We start from the raw sequence: 17297 nt of genomic DNA on the forward strand, positions 1-17297 counted from the left end.
GTCAACTTGCTTGCTGCTCCTGTGTTATGCTTTCCGCCTATTAAAACGTGCCCGCTACACCCAATACCACAGCCCTTCCCCACAACTTGATATGCAATCCGCCAACCGGTCAGGCCGTGTCGCGGAAGGTTCATGAACCCGCTAACTTCGCGAAGCGCGAAGAAAGGTGAGCAAAGATGATGCAGAACTACTTCTCCAATTCCTATCTGTTTGGAGGCAATGCACCGTACGTTGAAGAACTGTACGAGGCTTACCTCAACAATCCAGGTTCCGTTCCCGACAACTGGCGCGCCTATTTTGACGCGATGCAGCATGTCCCCGCTGTCGATGGCAGCAGCCGTCCCGATGTCGCCCATGCGCCGGTCGTGGCTTCCTTCGCAGAGCGCGCCAAGCAAGGCCCGATCCGCACCGTCTCCGCATCCGCCGATGCCGAGATGGGCCGCAAGCGCGTCGCCGTCACCCAGTTGATCGGTGCTTACCGTTTTCTCGGCAACCGCTGGGCCAACCTCGATCCGCTGCAGCGCCAGGAACGTCCGTCGATCCCGGAACTCGATCCGGCTTTCTACGGCTTCACCGATGCTGACATGGACATCGTGTTCAATATCAGCAATACCTACTTCGGCACCGAAACCGCGACCCTGCGCGACCTGTTGAACGCGCTGCGCGACACGTACTGCCGCACAATCGGCACCGAGTTCATGTATGTCACCGATCCGACGCAAAAACGGTGGCTGCAGGAGCGCCTGGAATCGACCCGCGCCACCCCGGATTTCAGCCCGGAAAAGAAGCGTCACATCCTCGAGCGGTTGACCGCAGCCGAAGGCCTGGAGCGCTATCTTCATACCAAATACGTCGGCCAGAAGCGTTTTTCGCTCGAAGGCGGCGAAAGCTTCATCGCCTCGCTCGACGAGACGATCCAGCGCGCCGGCGCCCATGGCGTGCAGGAGATCGTGATCGGCATGGCCCATCGCGGCCGACTGAACGTGCTGGTCAACACCCTCGGCAAGATGCCGCAGGAACTGTTTGCCGAATTCGAAGGCCATCACGCCGATGACCTGCCGGCCGGCGACGTCAAATACCACCAGGGCTTCTCGTCGGACATCACCAGTCCGGGCGGACCGGTCCACCTGTCGCTGGCGTTCAATCCTTCGCACCTCGAAATCGTCAACCCGGTGGTCGAGGGTTCGGTCAAGGCGCGCATGGATCGCCGCGGCGACAAGGATGGCTCGCAGGTTTTGCCGGTGCTGGTGCATGGCGACGCCGCATTCGCAGGGCAGGGCGTCGTGATGGAAACGCTGAACCTGGCGCAGACCCGCGGCTACGGCACGGGCGGCACGGTCCATATCGTGATCAACAACCAGATCGGCTTCACCACCTCCGATCCGCGCGATGCCCGTTCGACGCTGTATTGCTCGGACGTGGTCAAGATGATCGAGGCGCCGGTGCTGCACGTGAACGGCGACGATCCCGAGGCGGTCGTGCTGGCGTCACAGATTGCGCTCGACTACCGTCTTGAATTCAAGAAAGACATCGTGGTCGACATCGTCTGCTTCCGCAAGCTCGGCCACAACGAGCAGGATACGCCGGCGCTGACGCAGCCGCTGATGTACAAGAAAATCGCCAAGCATCCCGGTACTCGCAAGCTGTATGCCGACAAGCTGGCGGTGCAGGGCACGATCGCCGAGGGCGATGGCGACGCAATGGCCAGGGCCTACCGCGATGCGATGGATGCGGGCCGCCACACGGTCGACCCGGTCATCTCGAACTTCAAGGGCAAGTTTGCAGTTGACTGGATGCCCTTCCTCAACCGCAAGTGGACTGATGCCGCCGACACTGCCGTGCCGGTTGCGGAGCTGAAGCGGCTGGCCGCGCGCATCACCAGCGTGCCGGAAGCGTTCAAGCCGCATCCGCTGGTGGAGAAGGTGCTGGCTGACCGCGCAGCGATGGGCCGCGGAGAAATGAATCTCGACTGGGGCATGGGCGAGCATCTCGGCCTGGCATCCCTGCTGTCGTCCGGCTATGCAATCCGCCTGACCGGCCAGGATGCAGGCCGCGGCACTTTCGTGCACCGCCACGCCGTGCTGCACGACCAGAAGCGCGAACGCTGGGACCAGGGCAGCTACATCCCGCTGGAAAACGTCTCGGAACAGCAGGCGCCGTTCACCGTGATCGACTCGGTGCTGTCGGAAGAGGCCGTGCTCGGCTTCGAATACGGCTATTCCAGCGCAGAGCCCAACACGCTGACGATCTGGGAAGCGCAGTTCGGCGACTTCGCCAACGGCGCCCAGGTCGTGATCGACCAGTTCATCAGCTCCGGCGAAGTGAAGTGGGGCCGGGCATCCGGCCTGGTCATGATGCTGCCGCACGGCTATGAAGGCCAGGGTCCGGAACACTCATCGGCCCGCATCGAACGTTTCTTGCAGCTGTGTGCCGACAACAACATGCAGGTGATCCAGCCGACCACGGCTGCGCAGATATTCCACTTGCTGCGCCGCCAGATGATCCGTCCGTTCCGCAAGCCGCTGGTGATTTTCACGCCCAAGTCGCTGCTGCGCAACAAGGATGCCGGCTCAGCGCTGTCAGATCTGGCCAAAGGCAGCTTCCAGACCGTCATCGGCGAGGTCGATGAAAAGATCGATCCGAAGAAGGTCAAGCGCGTGATTGCCTGCTCCGGCAAGGTGTATTACGACCTGGTTGCCGCCCGCAAGGACCGTGGCGCCACCGATGCAGCGATCATCCGCATCGAGCAGTTGTATCCGTTCCCGCACAAGGCGTTTGCTGCCGAGCTGAAGAAGTTCCCGAACTTCAATGAACTGGTCTGGGCGCAGGACGAGCCGCAGAACCAGGGAGCGTGGTTCCAGATCCAGCACAACATCTTCGAAAGCCTGGACGAAGGTCACAAGCTGGCCTATGCAGGCCGTCCGGCCAGCGCCTCGCCGGCAGTCGGCTACTACGACAAGCACTACGCACAGCAGAAAGCCCTGCTCGATGCTGCATTCTCGAAGCTCAAGGGCTTCGTCCTGACGAAATAATCCACGGCGGCGCGCCGGAAGCCGGCGCGCCGCACGAACAACCCGAAACGGAGAGTTACATGGCAATTCTTGATGTGAAAGTACCCCAGCTGTCGGAATCAGTCGCCGAAGCGACCTTGCTGCAATGGCATAAAAAGGTTGGCTCCGCGGTCGCCCGCGACGAAAACCTGATCGACATCGAAACCGACAAGGTGGTGCTGGAACTGCCGGCGCCCAACGCCGGAGTCATTACCGAAATCCTGAAGGCTGACGGCAGCACGGTCGTGGCCGGTGAAATCATTGCGCGTATCGATACGGAAGCCCAGGCGGGCGCAGTCGCTCCTGCTGCTGCCGCTGCTCCAGTAGCTTCCGCAGCCCCGGCTCCCGTATCGGCCGCTGCCGCAGTTGCACCTGCCGCCGCTGCTATTGCGATGCCGGCCGCAGCCAAGATGCTGTCCGAGAACAGCATGTCGGCCAGCCAGGTAGCCGGTACCGGCCGCGATGGCCGTGTTACGAAGGGCGACGTGATTGGCGCAGTCCAGGCCAAGGCAGCACCCGCCGCTGCACCGGCGGCACCTGCTGCGCGCCCGGCCCTGGCTGCCGTGGTCGCGCCCTCGTTCGACCTCGGCGAGCGTGCCGAGCAACGGGTGCCGATGAGCCGCCTGCGCGCGCGTATTGCCGAACGCCTGCTGCAGTCGCAAGCGACCAACGCGATCCTGACCACGTTCAACGAAGTGAACATGAAGCCGGTCATGGATCTGCGCAACAAGTACAAGGACAAGTTCGAGAAGGAACACGGCGTCAAGCTCGGTTTCATGTCCTTCTTCGTCAAGGCAGCCGTTGCTGCGCTGAAGAAGTATCCGCTGATCAATGCATCGATCGACGGCAATGACATCGTCTACCACGGCTACTTCGACATCGGCATCGCCGTCGGATCGCCGCGTGGCCTGGTGGTGCCTATCCTGCGCAACTGCGACCAGCTGTCGATTGCAGAGATCGAAAAGAAGATCGGCGAGTTCGGCGTCAAGGCCCGCGACGGCAAGCTGACGCTGGAAGAGCTGACCGGCGGCACATTCTCGATCTCCAACGGCGGCGTGTTCGGCTCGATGCTGTCGACCCCGATCATCAATCCGCCGCAGTCGGCAATTCTCGGCGTGCATGCCACCAAGGATCGCCCGGTTGTCGAAGACGGCCAGATCGTGATTCGTCCGATGAACTACCTGGCCCTGTCCTACGACCACCGCATCATCGACGGCCGCGAAGCAGTGCTCGGCCTGGTGGCGATGAAGGAAGCGCTGGAAGATCCGGCGCGCTTGCTGCTGGACTTGTAAGCAGGCAGCCGCAGCGAAGTGCGGCGCCAACGGGCGAGGGCGGCATGGCTGCCCGTTCCCGTTGGCGCAACTCGTCATCGCTGCCTTCCGTTCGGAATCGAAAAAGGAACACAACATGTCGAAAAATTTTGATGTCGTCGTCATCGGCGGCGGCCCTGGTGGCTATATCGCCGCCATTCGCGCGGCCCAGCTCGGCCTTTCCACCGCTTGCATCGACGACTGGAAAAACGAAAAGGGCGGTCCTGCGCCCGGCGGCACCTGCACCAATGTCGGTTGCATTCCCTCCAAGGCATTGCTGCAGTCGTCCGAGAACTATGAACATGCCGGCCACGCCTTTGCCGACCACGGCATCGAGGTCAAGGGACTGTCGCTGAATGTCGGCAAGATGGTTGCCCGCAAGGACGCAGTGGTCAAGCAGAACAACGACGGCATCCTGTACCTGTTCAAGAAGAACAAGGTCAGCTTCTTCCACGGCCACGGCTCGTTCGCCAAGGCCGATGGCGGCGGCTATGAAATCAAGGTCAGCGGCGCGGCCGAGGAAATCCTGGTGGCCAAGCATGTGATCATCGCCACCGGATCCAGTCCGCGGGTCCTGCCCGGTGCGGAATTCGATGAAAAGTCCATCCTGTCCAACATCGGCGCACTGGCGATCGACGCCGTGCCGGCCCGCCTGGGCGTGATCGGCGCCGGCGTGATCGGCCTGGAAATGGGCAGCGTCTGGCGCCGCCTGGGTTCGCAGGTGACGGTGCTGGAAGCGCTGCCTGCATTCCTCGGCGCTGTCGACGAGCAGGTCGCGAAAGAGGCGCACAAGCTGTTCACCAAGCAGGGCCTGGCGATCCATCTCGGCGTCAAGATCGGTGCCATCGTCAACAATGGCAAGGAAGTCAGCGTCGAATACACCGATGACAAGGGCGTTGCCCAGAAGGCAGTGTTCGACAAGCTGATCGTGTCGATCGGCCGGGTGCCGAATACCAACGGCCTGAACGGCGATGCGGTCGGCTTGAAGCTCGACGAGCGCGGCTTCGTGGCTGTAGATGGCGACTGCCGCGCCAGCCTGCCCAACGTGTGGGCGGTCGGCGATGTCGTGCGCGGTCCGATGCTGGCCCACAAGGCGGAAGAAGAGGGCGTCGCGGTTGCCGAGCGTATTGCGGGACAGCACGGGCATGTGAACTTCAACACAATTCCCTGGGTCATATATACGTCGCCGGAAATTGCTTGGGTGGGGCGGACCGAGCAGCAGCTCAAGGCCGATGGCGTGGCGTACAAGGCGGGTTCTTTCCCGTTCCTGGCCAATGGCCGCGCGCGCGCCTTGGGCGATACTTCCGGCTTCGTGAAATTCCTGGCTGATGCGACCACCGACGAAATTCTTGGCGTTCACATCATTGGCCCGATGGCGTCCGAGCTGATTTCCGAGGCGGTCGTCGCGATGGAATTCCGTGCTTCGTCGGAAGACATCGCCCGTATCTGCCACGCTCATCCGTCGCTGTCGGAAGCAACCAAGGAAGCGGCGCTCGCGGTGGACAAGCGGGCGCTCAACTTCTGATTCCATTTCTGATTACGGCCTTTCAACGTACTACCCGGGAGAGCCCGATGCGCCGTGCCGCAGCCCTGCTGACTGTGCTGATGCTGTCGGCCTGCGTGTCGGATCCTGCGACCCGGGCCGACAGCGGCAATGTCGAGATCCAGGTCGCAAGTGGCGGCCAGCCAGTGCCAGGCGCGCGCTGCGTTGTCGCCACGTCCAGCGGCCGCTGGGATGTGACGCCGCCGGCAGTGGTGCCGGTGGGTGTCGCCGCCGGCGACCTGCGGGTCAGTTGCAGCAAGCCGGGATACCGCAGTTCCGAAGTGCTGTACCGGCCCTCGCCTTATGGCGTTGCCGGCAATCCGAATGTCGGCGTCGGCATCGGTGGCGGCAGCGGCAATGTCGGGGTCGGCGTCGGCTTCAATTTCCCGATCGGGGGCGGCAGGTCGGTGGGTGGGTATCCGGCCCGCATCGTGGTTGAAATGAATCCTCAGTAATCCGGGCAGGCGCGCTCGCGGGAAGGCGGGCGCGCCTTGCATGGCTGCCGGTAGCAAGAATCGATCAGCAAGAATTGGTCAGAATATATTGCCGGCACGGCGAAGATCAAAGAGCGGCTGCCAGCCGCCACAGGGACCAGCTTGGAAAAGAAACTCGACGTCAGGCAGTACTACGCGCATGCATTGCAGACCCGTGGCTATAGTAGCGATCCGGCGCAGGAGCGCGCAGTCGAGCGATTGCAGCGTGCCTATGAGGAATGGGTTGCGTACAAGTCGCAGCGCGCCGGCAGGCTGCGCCGGCTGATCAACCGGCCGGAAGTGCCGCGCGGCGTCTACCTGTGGGGCGGGGTAGGGCGCGGCAAGTCCTTCCTGATGGATAGTTTTTACCTGGTCGTTCCCGTCGTGCGCAAGACGCGGCTGCACTTCCACGAGTTCATGCGGGCCGTGCATCGCGAACTCGACGAGCTCAAGGGCGTGGCCGATCCGCTGGACGAAGTCGCGCGCAGGATTGCCCGCAAATACCGCCTGATCTGCTTCGACGAATTCCATGTGTCCGACATCGCCGATGCGATGATTCTCTACAACCTGTTCAAGGCATTGTTCGATAACGGGGTGAGCTTCGTGTTGACGTCGAACTATGCACCGGACCATCTGTATCCGGACGGATTGCACCGCGATCGGATGCTGCCGGCAATTGCACTGCTGAACCAGCGGCTGGACGTGCTGAATGTCGACGCCGGGATCGATTATCGCAAGCGCACGCTGGAACAAGTGACTGCGTACCACACGCCGCTCGGAAAGGCGGCGAATTCGGCATTGCGGGACGCATTTACCGCGTTGGCCGATACCGCCGAGGAAGATCCGCGTGTTCGTATCGAATCGAGGGAAATTCGCTGCCTGCGTCGCGCCGGCGGCGTGATCTGGTTCGATTTTGCGACATTGTGCGGCGGACCCAGGTCGCAGAACGATTACCTGGAGATCGCCAGCCGCTTTCACACTGTGATCCTGTCGGACACGCCGCAGATGTCGGCGGCGATGTCGTCGGAAGCGCGTCGCTTTACCTGGCTGATCGACGTACTATACGATCACAAGGTGAAACTGCTGATGTCGGCGGCGGTGCCGCCCGACGAGTTGTACACGGAAGGGATGCTGGCGAATGAATTTCATCGCACAGTATCCCGCATCATTGAAATGCAATCACGCGAGTACATGGACAGCGAGCGCCGGGAAGTGGCGCAGTCCATCTCGTAGAACGCCAGGAAGGGCAATCGTTTGCTGTCGTCACCAGATACAGGTATTCGCGCAAGCTTTCGATCGATTGCGCTGGTCGTCATCCTGCTGGCGGGCGTGTCATCGTCGACGCAGGCCCAGCAAAATGATGCAGCGCCCGCCGCCGTGCCTGCGTTCAGTTCTGCTGAAGACGCGGACCGTGCCATCGACCGGGTCACCGCGGAAACGGCGCGCGTGGAGCAGGCCTACGTGGCCGAGCAGCGCGCATGCTATGCGAAGTTCCTGACCACCCGTTGCCTGGACGCGGCCAAGGACCGCCGCCGCGCCGCGCTGGCTGAACTGCGTGCCACCGACGTTGCGGCCAAGGCCTGGCTCAGGAAGGATAAGGCCGATCGTCGTGACGAGGCGCTGTCCCAGCGGCGCATCGACGACGAGCGCGACGTCCGCGAGCGCGAGCAGGAAGTGAAGGCACGCGAGGCGGCACAGGAACGCAAGAGGCTGTCGAGCGAAGAGCGGCAGCAGGAAGCCGCGCGAGTGCAGTCCCAGGCACCGGCTCCTGACACGCGCGCACTGAAACAGGAACAGCGCCTGCAGCAGCGTAACGAACAGGCGGCCCGGGACCAGGCGCAGCGCGAGAAGAATGTCGGCGACTATGATCGCAAGGTGAAGGCTGCGCAGGAGCGCCAGCGCGAGGTGGCCGAACGCCAGGCGCGCAAGGAAGCCGAGCAGGCGGGGAAGGCGGCGCCGCGGAAGTAGGGCAGTGGGGTCAACATGACGCCATTACGGGGATGGCGTTCGATCGCGTCGCCGCGGACGGTCCAACGAGCGTAAAAACTATTCAGGCAAGCTCAAACCGCGCGCCGCATCTTCTCCGCCGAGTAAGCCTTTTTGGGCACCTCCACCTGGACCAGCTTGATCACGGCCAGGGTGCAATTGTCGGCTATCGTTCCGTGCGAGCGCTCGCGGGTCTTGCGCACCAGTATTTCCGACGCTTCCCGCGCTGAATTCATGGATATGACCGGGCCCAGTTCGCGGTCTTCGAAATAGGCCCACACGCCGTCGCTGCACAGCAGGAAGCTGTCGCCGGGCTTCAGACCCGCGTGCCGGTTTATCGTGACCTCGAGATTGGCGGTGGTCGGGCCGAGTACATTGGAAAGCAGGTTGGACAAGCGGTGGTTGCGCGCCTGCTCTTTCGTTAGTTTGCCTTCCCTGACCATCCGTTCGACAAACGAATGATCGACAGTGCGCTCAGTGCAATTCGGACCATCGAAACGGTACAGCCGCGAGTCGCCGACGTGGGCCCAGATGGCCTCGCCTTCCGGGGTCAGTACCAGCACGACCATGGTGCTGTGCGGCTGTTTTTCGGAAGAGATACCAGACAGGTTGATGATGGTGTGGGCATCGCGCGCGATCGACTCCAGCATCGCCTCGACCTTGTCGGTTACCGGAGAAAAATGCTCGAACGCCTGGCGCGCGCTGTGGATGACCTGCTCGGCCGCAATCGAACCACCGGTCAAGCCGCCCATGCCATCGGCCAGTACGCCCATCATGTAGCCGGGCGCCTTCGGGGCAGCGAACAAGCCGACGCGGTCCTGCTGCTCCTTGCGGTCGCCGATGTGTTGTCCGGTTGCTGCTTCGATCTTGTACTGGCTCATAAGTGATGCGTGGATTAAACTTCGGGCTGTTCCTGGCCTGCGCTCGAATTATTACATGCGTGTAATGCTGCCTGCCGGCCGGGAACGTTTTGGCGCCACCATCGCGTCGCGATGCATGACCTGTTCGACAAGAGTGTTGGTTTTTTGCTTCAATCGCAGGGCAGGCTGTTAAAAAAGAGACATGACCCATTCTTCGTCTACTCCAGACGCCGTTCGCCGCCGCATCGTGGAACTCGAGGTCGAACACCGCGACCTCGACCTGGCAATCCATACCCTGATCGATTCCCAGACGCATGAAGAATTGCAGATCCGTCGGATGAAGAAGCGCAAGCTGCAGCTGAAGGATCACATTACCTTGTTGAAGATGCAGTTGATACCGGACATACCTGCTTGAGCGATGAAACCGTCACCGGCCGCGACGATTCCGCGGCCGGACAGCATGACACCGAACTGGAGCGCCTGTTCGGTGACCATGGGCCGCTGGCAACTGCGGTCCCTGGTTATCGCAGCCGCGCTGCGCAGACCGAAATGGCCAAGGCGATCGCCGATGCCATCGCCGGCGCCTCAACCCTGATTGCAGAAGCAGGAACCGGCACCGGCAAGACCTTCGCCTATCTCGTTCCTGCACTGCTGTGGGGTGGCAAGACCATCATATCGACCGGCACCAAGAACCTGCAGGACCAGCTTTTCCTGCGCGATATTCCCACCGTGCGCAAAGCGCTGACCGTGCCGGTGTCGGTTGCGCTGCTCAAGGGGCGCGCCAATTACGTTTGCCATTTCCATTTGGAACGCACGTTGCAGAACGGGCGCATGACCTCGCGCGAGGATGTCGGCTACCTGCGCGAGATATCGCGTTTCGTAAAGACCACCGGTAGCGGCGACAAGGCCGAGCTGGCCCGGGTGCCGGAAGGGGCGCCGATCTGGAACCTGGTGACCTCGACCCGCGAGAATTGCCTCGGTTCGGAATGCCAGTACTACCAGGACTGCTTCGTGATGAAGGCGCGCAAGGAGGCGCAGCAGGCAGATGTGGTGGTGGTCAACCACCATCTCTTCTTCGCCGACGTGGCGCTCAAGGACACCGGCGTGGCCGAGCTGCTGCCGTCCGCCAACACCGTAATCTTCGATGAAGCACACCAGCTGCCGGATACTGCGACGCTGTTCTTTGGCGAGACGGTCTCGACCTCGCACATACTCGAACTGTGCCGCGACGTGCTGGCCGAGGGGCTCACCCACGCGCGCGACGGCGCCGACTGGCCGAAGGTGGTGTCGCCGGTCGAGCGTGCCGCGCGCGACTTGCGGCTGACTTTCCCCCAGGACTCGGTGCGGCTCGCGGCGCATCAGGTTGCACCGTCCAGTCCTTTCTTTCCGGCGCTGGAAAAGCTGAAGGAAGAACTGGACGCGATGATCGCGACGCTGGCAACGCAGGCCGAGCGTGCCGAGACCATCGAACAGTGCCGGGTGCGTGCCGTCGACATTGCCGGCAAGCTCGCCAACTGGAATCCGGCGCCCGGCGCCGAGCCCCAGGACAACCAGAAAGTGCAGTGGCTGGAGGCGTATGCATCGTCGCTGCAGTTGCACCAGACGCCCTTGTCGGTTGCGCCGATATTCAGCAAGCAGCGCGAAGGCGTGCCGCGGGCCTGGATCTTCACGTCGGCCACGCTGGCGGTGAAAAACGATTTCCAGCATTACGCCTCGCAGATGGGTTTGTGGAACGAGCCGGCCCGCAGCTGGCCCAGTCCGTTCGACTATGCCCAACAGGCGCTGCTGTACGTGCCCAAGAATTTGCCTCCCCCGAATTCGCCGCAGTACACGGACGAAGTGGTCGATGCTGCGCTGCCGGTCATCATGGCAGCGGGCGGCCGCAGTTTCCTGCTCTGCACGACACTGCGCGCAGTCAGCAAGGCTGCCGAGCGGCTGCGCGCCGAATTCGAGAAGCGCAAGCTGACTTACCCCTTGCTGGTGCAGGGCGAGGCCGGGCGCACCGAGTTGCTGGACCGGTTCCGGGCCGCCGGCAATGCGGTGCTGATTGGCAGCCAGAGTTTCTGGGAGGGCGTTGACGTCAGGGGTGAGGCGCTGTCGGCAGTCATCATTGACAAGCTGCCGTTCGCGCCGCCCGACGACCCGGTGCTGGCGGCACGCATTGCGGCGATGGAGAGCCGCGGCCTGAACGGCTTCATGCACCACCAGTTGCCCGAGGCGATCATTACGCTCAAGCAGGGCGCCGGCCGGCTGATCCGGGATTACAGCGACAGGGGCGTGCTGATGATTTGCGATCCGCGCCTGATCTCCAAGCCATACGGGCGCCGCATCTGGCAAAGCCTGCCACCGTTTCGCAGGACCAGGGAGCTAGCGGCCGTGGCCGAGTTCTTCGCCTCGCCAGCGGGGCTTGAGGCCCCGCCGGACACCAGCAACGCCAGCACCCCGGAAGCTGGCGCGGACGAAGCTAGCGTGGCTGAATGACGACCTTGCCGGTGACCTTGCGGGCCGCCATGTCGTTGAGCGCGCGAGCGGTGTCGGCCAGTCCGTAGCGGGCCGAGATGTGCGGGCGGATCTTGCCCTCGCCCAGCCAACCGAGCAACTGCTGCATCGCCCGGAAGTTGGCCTGCGGTTCGCGCTTGGCGAAGTCGCCCCAGAACACGCCAACCAGCGATGCCCCTTTCAGCAGTGTCAGGTTGAGCGGCAGTTTCGGAATTTCGCCATTGGCAAACCCGACTACCAGATAGCGGCCGCGCCAAGCGATGGAACGGAACGCCGGTTCGGCGTAGCTGCCGCCGACCGGATCGTAAATCACGTCCGGACCGCGACCATCGGTTGCCGCCTTGATCGCTTCGCGCAGATCCTGCGTGCTGTAATTGATGGTCGCATCCGCACCGTGCTGCCGGCACACCTCCAGCTTTTCGTCAGTAGAGGCAGCGGCAATGACGCGCGCGCCGATTGCCTTGCCGATCTCGATCGCGGCCAGGCCGACGCCGCCGGCCGCGCCCAGTACCAGCATGGTCTCGCCCGCCTTGAGTTGGGCACGGTCGATCACCGCATGATGCGATGTGCCGTAGGTGAGCGTAATGGCGGCGGCGATATCGAAATCCATCCCGGGCGGCATCGGCATCACCACATTGACCGGGGCGCACACCTGTTGCGCAAACGCACCTTGCCCGACAAAGGCAATTACACGGTCACCGGCCTTGTACTGGCTGACGCCTTCGCCCACCGCCCGCACCACGCCAGCCAGTTCGCTGCCGGGGGTGAAAGGAAGTGCCGGCTTGACCTGGTATTTGTTCTGGATGATCAGGACGTCCGGGAAATTCACGCCGGCCGCGTGGATCTCGATCGCCACTTGTCCCGGACCTGGTAGCGGATCAGGCAGGTCTTCCACAACCAGGCTGTCAGGCGGTCCCCATTGCTTGCATACGACGGCTTTCACGTTCTTCCCCTCTATTTGATTTGTTATTGACTTGATTTCGGCTTGTGTGCGACATGTTTTCGACTTGTGTTGCGCGGCTGCCCGGTAAAAGCGAACGACCGTTTTGATCGGCAGATTATGCCGGAATTCTCGCGGACGATAAGGGAACCGGACTTCGCATCGGTTAGAATCTTTGCCATGAAAATCCTGATCAGCAACGACGACGGCTACCGTGCGCCGGGCATCGAAGCGTTGGCAAACGCACTGGCACCCATTGCAGACATCACGGTGGTGGCACCCGAGAGCAATCGCTCCGGATCGTCCAATTCGCTGACGCTCGATCGGCCGTTGCGGGTATACCGCTCTCCGGGCGGGATCTACTCGGTCAATGGAACGCCTTCCGATTGCGTGCATGTGGCGCTGACCGGACTGCTGGCCGAGCGGCCCGATCTGGTGGTGTCGGGCATCAACCAAGGCCAGAACATGGGGGACGACACGCTTTATTCGGGAACCGTGGCCGCGGCGACCGAGGGATTCCTGTTCGGAATACCGGCGATTGCCTTTTCGCAGGCGGCGCATGGATGGGCCAACCTCGATGCTGCCGCCCGCATTGCCCGCGAAGTGGTCGAGCGCCGCCTGGATGCCATCGGCCAGCCCTACCTGTTGAACGTGAACATCCCCAGCCTTCCTTATGACGAGATCCTGGGATGGAAGGCGACCCGGCTTGGCAAACGGCATCAGTCGGAGCCAGTGATTCGCAGCGCCGATCCGCATGGCAACGAGATTTTCTGGATTGGACCGGCGGGGCGTGCCAAGGACGACGGCGAAGGCACCGATTTTCGGGCAATCAGCGAGGGCTATGTCTCGCTGACTCCATTGCAGATTGACCTTACCCATGGCGCCAAGCTGGACCAACTGCGCGACTTGCTGGCATGAACAAGCCCGGAAAACGATTTCCGCTGTCGCTGGCGGAACTTGACGATCGCGGGTCCCGTTCCGCACACACGGACGAAAATCGCACGCGCACACCGCAAACGGCGACGCGCAATGCAGCCGGCAACCACGGACAGGGCAGCGCCGCACGCGCGCCTCGCGAGAGCTTGGCCCCGGCAGTAACCCCGGCGCCGGAAGCCCGGCGTACGAACCCCGTGCCGGAAACCCGGCGCACGAGCCTGGTGTCGGAAACCAGGCGCACAAGCAATATGGCGGCGGTGGCTGCGCTCCCGCAGGAGCGTCAATCGCCGATGGTCTCGGATGCCGTCCGGCGTGCCATGGTGGAGCGGGTTGCCCAGCAGGGCGTGCGCGACCAGAAGGTGCTGGCAGCGCTGGAAGCCGTGCCGCGTCACCTGTTCATTGAGCCCGCGCTGGCCAGCCAGGCTTACATCGACGCCTCCTTGCCGATCGGCCATCACCAGACGATTTCCCAGCCGTATATCGTCGCCCGCATGATTGAAGTCATGCGCGACAACGCCAACGGTGGCAAGCTCGACCGCGTCCTGGAAATCGGCACCGGCTGTGGCTACCAGGCAGCCGTGCTGTCGCTGGTCGCGACCGAAGTCTATTCGATCGAGCGGATCCGTCCGCTGCATGAACTTGCCAAGACCAACCTGCGTCCGCTACGGATTGCCAACATCCGCTTGCAATATGGAGATGGTATGCTTGGCCTGCCGCAAGTTGCGCCGTTTGACGGCATCATCCTCGCTGCTGCCGGGATGGAAGTGCCGGCGCAACTGCTGGAGCAGCTGAGCATAGGCGGAAGACTCGTGGCGCCAGTTGGCGGGCGCCACCAGGTGTTGCAGCTGATCGAGCGAAAAAGCAGGTTTGACTGGTCCACGGCGACGTTGGAGGATTGTCATTTCGTGCCGCTTCGCCCAGGTACTGCCTGAATGCGCGACTGGCGCCCACGATACAAATCAGCAATGAGAAACATACCATCCCGGATACTGGTGGCGGTCGGACTGTTGTCCCTGATCGCCGCTTGCACAACAACAAGGACCTCGGCCCCGATCGTCGATCGGGCGCCGGGCCAATCCCGTTCCACCGATGCATCGAAGCAGCGGCCGCCGGCACAGGCGGCCGCTGGCGCTGCGCAGGTCCAGCTGGCGCAGCGCGGCTATTACACCGTCAGGCGCGGCGATACGCTGCTGCGCATCGCGCAGGAGTTCAGCCAGAATTGGCGCGACCTGGTGACGTGGAACAACCTCAACAGTGCGAACGACATCAAGGTCGACCAGGTGCTGCGGGTGTTGCCGCCGGAGGTGGCTCCCGTGAACGGTGCGCAGACCGGCAGCGTGGCCGTGAACCAGGGTGTGGAAGTCAGGCCGCTCGGTTCCAGCCCGGGTGCCGCTGCGCCCGCCAAGACCGGTCCGCGTGGCGACAAGCGCCCGTATTCGGATGCCGCGCTTGCCGAGATGCAGAAATCGGAGGCTTCTCCTGCAACTGCTGCGGTGAAACCCGAGGCAGCCAAGCCGGCCGAGCCGGCCGCCGCCAACGAGGACGCGCTCGACCTGATATGGCCGACCGAGGGAAGGGTGCTTGCCGCCTTTGACGCGACCAGGAAAGGCATCGATATCGCAGGCAAGCTCGGGCAACCGGTGCTGGCCGCTGGCGGTGGCGCGGTACTGTATGCCGGCAGCATGCGCGGCTACGGCAACCTCGTCATCGTCAAGCACACGAGCAACTTCCTTTCTGCCTATGCGCACAATAAAACCATCCTGGTAAAGGAAGGTCAAATAGTGAGCAAGGGCCAGAAGATTGCTGAAATGGGCAACTCGGACACTGATTCGGTGAAACTGCACTTCGAGATCCGGCAGCAAGGCAAACCAGTGGATCCGACAAAATTCTTGCCGAATCGCTAAATGAACCGATCAGCCGACGACGATACAGACGACGAGCCCGGCCCCGAGGGATTGCCTGAACTCGAGTCCGCTGGCGACGACGAGGAAGGGCTGGAGCCCGCCGAGGTCGCGGCAGTCGTGGACGGCATCGACGAACTCAAGCGCGTGCTGGCGGCAGAGTTGTCGACTGACACCACCCAACACTACCTGAACCAGATCGGCCTGCGCCCCTTGTTGAGCGTACCGGAAGAAGTGCATTTTGCGACGCTGGCCAAGAGCGGTGATTTCCCGGCCAGGCAGAAGATGATCGAGCACAACCTGCGCCTGGTGGTGTCGATCGCGAAGCACTACATCAATCGCGGCGTGGTGCTGCTGGACCTGATCGAGGAAGGCAATCTCGGGCTGATGCGCGCAATCGACAAGTTCGAGCCGGAGCGGGGATTCCGCTTCTCCACCTATGCGACATGGTGGATCCGGCAGAGCATCGAGCGCGCAATCATGAACCAGGCTCGCACCGTCCGGCTTCCGGTCCACATGGTGCGTGAACTGAACCAGATCCTGCGTGCCAAATACCACCTCGAAGCACAGCATCACAACGGCAAGGACGCTACTGCAGAAGACATCGCCCACCTGGTCGATCGGCCGGTCGAGGATGTGCAGGACATACTTGCCCTCTCCGAGCATGCCACTTCGCTGGATGCCCCGCTTGACAACGATCCGCAAGCCAGCCTGGTCGACCTGCTGCCTGGCAGCGGTGACGACAATCCGGACACGCGCGCCGAGCAGCATGAAGTCAACGTGCTGGTGCGCGACTGGCTGCAGAAAATGCCGGACAAGCAGCGCATCGTCATTGCGCGTCGGTTCGGCCTGGACAATGACGACCCGGCTACGCTGGAAGAACTTGCCGCCGAAATGGGCGTGACGCGGGAGCGGGTGCGGCAGATACAACAAGAAGCGCTGATCAAGCTCAAGCGGGCCCTGACTGCGCGTGGCGTGAACAAGGACGCACTGCTTTGATTCCCATCCTCGTTTTCGATATCGAGACCATTCCCGATGTTGCCGGACTGCGCGTGCTGAATGGCATTTCTCCCGAGACTGCCGACGCCGATGTCGCCGCCATGGCCTTTGCCGCGCGGCGCGAGAAGACCGGATCCGATTTCCTTCAGCATCACCTGCACAAGGTGGCCGCCATTTCCTGCGTATTCCGCGATGACGACGGCTTTCGCGTACGTTCGCTCGGCACGCTGGAGGATGGCGAGGCGCGGCTGGTGCAGGACTTCTACCGGGTGATCGACAAGTACACGCCGCAACTGGTGTCGTGGAATGGTGGCGGGTTCGACCTGCCGGTGCTGCACTACCGCGCACTGATACATGGCATCAGCGCGTCCCGTTACTGGGAGACCGGCGACGAGGACCGCGACTTCAAGTGGAACAACTACCTGAGCCGTTATCACAGCCGCCATACGGACCTGATGGACGTGCTGGCCCTCTACACCGGACGCGCCAATGCGCCGCTGGACGACCTGGCGAAGCTGTGCGGCTTCCCCGGCAAGCAGGGGGTGGACGGCTCGCAGGTCTGGAGTTATTTCCAGGAGGGGCGGCTGGTCGATATCCGCAACTACTGTGAAACCGACGTCGTCAACACATACCTGGTGCATTGCCGCTTTCGGCTGATGCGCGGGGAGTTGACGCCCGCCGCCTATCAGGAAGAGATGGCCCTGGTTCGCGAGGCGCTGTCCAGGCTGGACTCGCCGCACTGGAAAATCTATCTGGACGCCTGGCCGCAGCAATAAACCACCGGCTGGCATTTTTTCATC

General features: G+C 62.6%; 15 protein-coding genes. 13 read left to right on the forward strand and 2 right to left on the reverse strand.

Annotated features, from left to right (window positions below):
• Positions 1–176: 176 nt before the first annotated feature.
• From FVE66_RS11635 to FVE66_RS11660, 6 genes are all read left to right on the forward strand, one after another.
• Entirely contained in the window at positions 177–3032 is a 2856-nt protein-coding gene (locus tag FVE66_RS11635) for a 2-oxoglutarate dehydrogenase E1 component (RefSeq protein WP_151447585.1), read from the forward strand.
• Positions 3033–3091: 59 nt separating this feature from the next.
• Positions 3092–4342: a 2-oxoglutarate dehydrogenase complex dihydrolipoyllysine-residue succinyltransferase gene (gene odhB / locus FVE66_RS11640; RefSeq protein WP_151447586.1), complete on the forward strand. Its 1251-nt coding sequence runs from the start codon at positions 3092–3094 to the stop codon at positions 4340–4342.
• A 115-nt stretch (positions 4343–4457) separates the two neighbouring features.
• On the forward strand, positions 4458–5885 hold the full coding sequence (gene lpdA / locus FVE66_RS11645; protein WP_151447587.1) for a dihydrolipoyl dehydrogenase: 1428 nt from the start codon (positions 4458–4460) through the stop codon (positions 5883–5885).
• A 47-nt stretch (positions 5886–5932) separates the two neighbouring features.
• Positions 5933–6358, forward strand: coding sequence for a hypothetical protein (locus FVE66_RS11650; RefSeq protein ID WP_151447588.1), 426 nt, complete (start codon positions 5933–5935; stop codon positions 6356–6358).
• 141 nt (positions 6359–6499) lie between these two features.
• Entirely contained in the window at positions 6500–7609 is a 1110-nt protein-coding gene (zapE, locus tag FVE66_RS11655) for a cell division protein ZapE (RefSeq protein WP_151447589.1), read from the forward strand.
• A gap of 21 nt (positions 7610–7630) precedes the next feature.
• A complete protein-coding gene (locus FVE66_RS11660) occupies positions 7631–8344 on the forward strand; it encodes a hypothetical protein (RefSeq protein ID WP_151447590.1) in 714 nt (237 codons plus the stop codon).
• 92 nt (positions 8345–8436) lie between these two features.
• Here FVE66_RS11660 and FVE66_RS11665 read toward each other — a convergent pair whose 3' ends face one another.
• Positions 8437–9243, reverse strand: a complete 807-nt coding sequence (locus tag FVE66_RS11665) for a PP2C family protein-serine/threonine phosphatase (RefSeq protein ID WP_151447591.1) — start codon at positions 9241–9243, stop codon at positions 8437–8439.
• 181 nt (positions 9244–9424) lie between these two features.
• Between FVE66_RS11665 and FVE66_RS11670 the strand changes: the two genes are divergently transcribed.
• Both FVE66_RS11670 and FVE66_RS11675 read left to right on the forward strand, forming a co-directional pair.
• A complete protein-coding gene (locus tag FVE66_RS11670; RefSeq protein WP_151447592.1) occupies positions 9425–9637 on the forward strand; it encodes a YdcH family protein in 213 nt (70 codons plus the stop codon).
• A complete protein-coding gene (locus FVE66_RS11675; protein WP_151447593.1) occupies positions 9634–11703 on the forward strand; it encodes a DNA repair helicase YoaA in 2070 nt (689 codons plus the stop codon). The genes FVE66_RS11670 and FVE66_RS11675 overlap by 4 nt, the downstream gene beginning before the upstream one ends.
• Here the strand turns inward: FVE66_RS11675 and FVE66_RS11680 are convergent.
• Positions 11687–12664 (reverse strand): NADPH:quinone oxidoreductase family protein, encoded by a 978-nt coding sequence (locus FVE66_RS11680; protein ID WP_151447594.1) that lies wholly within the window; start codon positions 12662–12664, stop codon positions 11687–11689. The genes FVE66_RS11675 and FVE66_RS11680 overlap by 17 nt on opposite strands.
• Before the next feature lie 177 nt (positions 12665–12841).
• On the opposite strand from FVE66_RS11680, the gene surE reads away from it, so the two are divergent.
• From surE to FVE66_RS11705, 5 genes are read left to right on the forward strand one after another with little or no spacing between them, the layout of a single operon-like run.
• Entirely contained in the window at positions 12842–13579 is a 738-nt protein-coding gene (gene surE / locus FVE66_RS11685) for a 5'/3'-nucleotidase SurE (protein ID WP_151447595.1), read from the forward strand.
• Positions 13576–14529, forward strand: a complete 954-nt coding sequence (locus FVE66_RS11690) for a protein-L-isoaspartate(D-aspartate) O-methyltransferase (protein WP_151447596.1) — start codon at positions 13576–13578, stop codon at positions 14527–14529. Before surE ends, FVE66_RS11690 begins: the two co-directional genes overlap by 4 nt.
• 33 nt (positions 14530–14562) lie before the next feature.
• Entirely contained in the window at positions 14563–15501 is a 939-nt protein-coding gene (locus FVE66_RS11695) for a peptidoglycan DD-metalloendopeptidase family protein (RefSeq protein ID WP_151447597.1), read from the forward strand.
• Positions 15502–16497 carry an RNA polymerase sigma factor RpoS gene (gene rpoS, locus FVE66_RS11700; RefSeq protein WP_151447598.1) on the forward strand — a complete coding sequence of 332 codons (996 nt, stop codon included), beginning with the start codon at positions 15502–15504 and terminating at the stop codon, positions 16495–16497. It abuts the gene before it with no gap.
• On the forward strand, positions 16494–17273 hold the full coding sequence (locus tag FVE66_RS11705) for a 3'-5' exonuclease (protein WP_151447599.1): 780 nt from the start codon (positions 16494–16496) through the stop codon (positions 17271–17273). Before rpoS ends, FVE66_RS11705 begins: the two co-directional genes overlap by 4 nt.
• The last annotated feature ends 24 nt before the right edge of the window (positions 17274–17297 follow it).

The sequence above is a fragment of the Lacisediminimonas profundi genome, from assembly GCF_008831265.1.
Taxonomy (GTDB): Bacteria; Pseudomonadota; Gammaproteobacteria; order Burkholderiales; family Burkholderiaceae_D; genus Lacisediminimonas; species Lacisediminimonas profundi.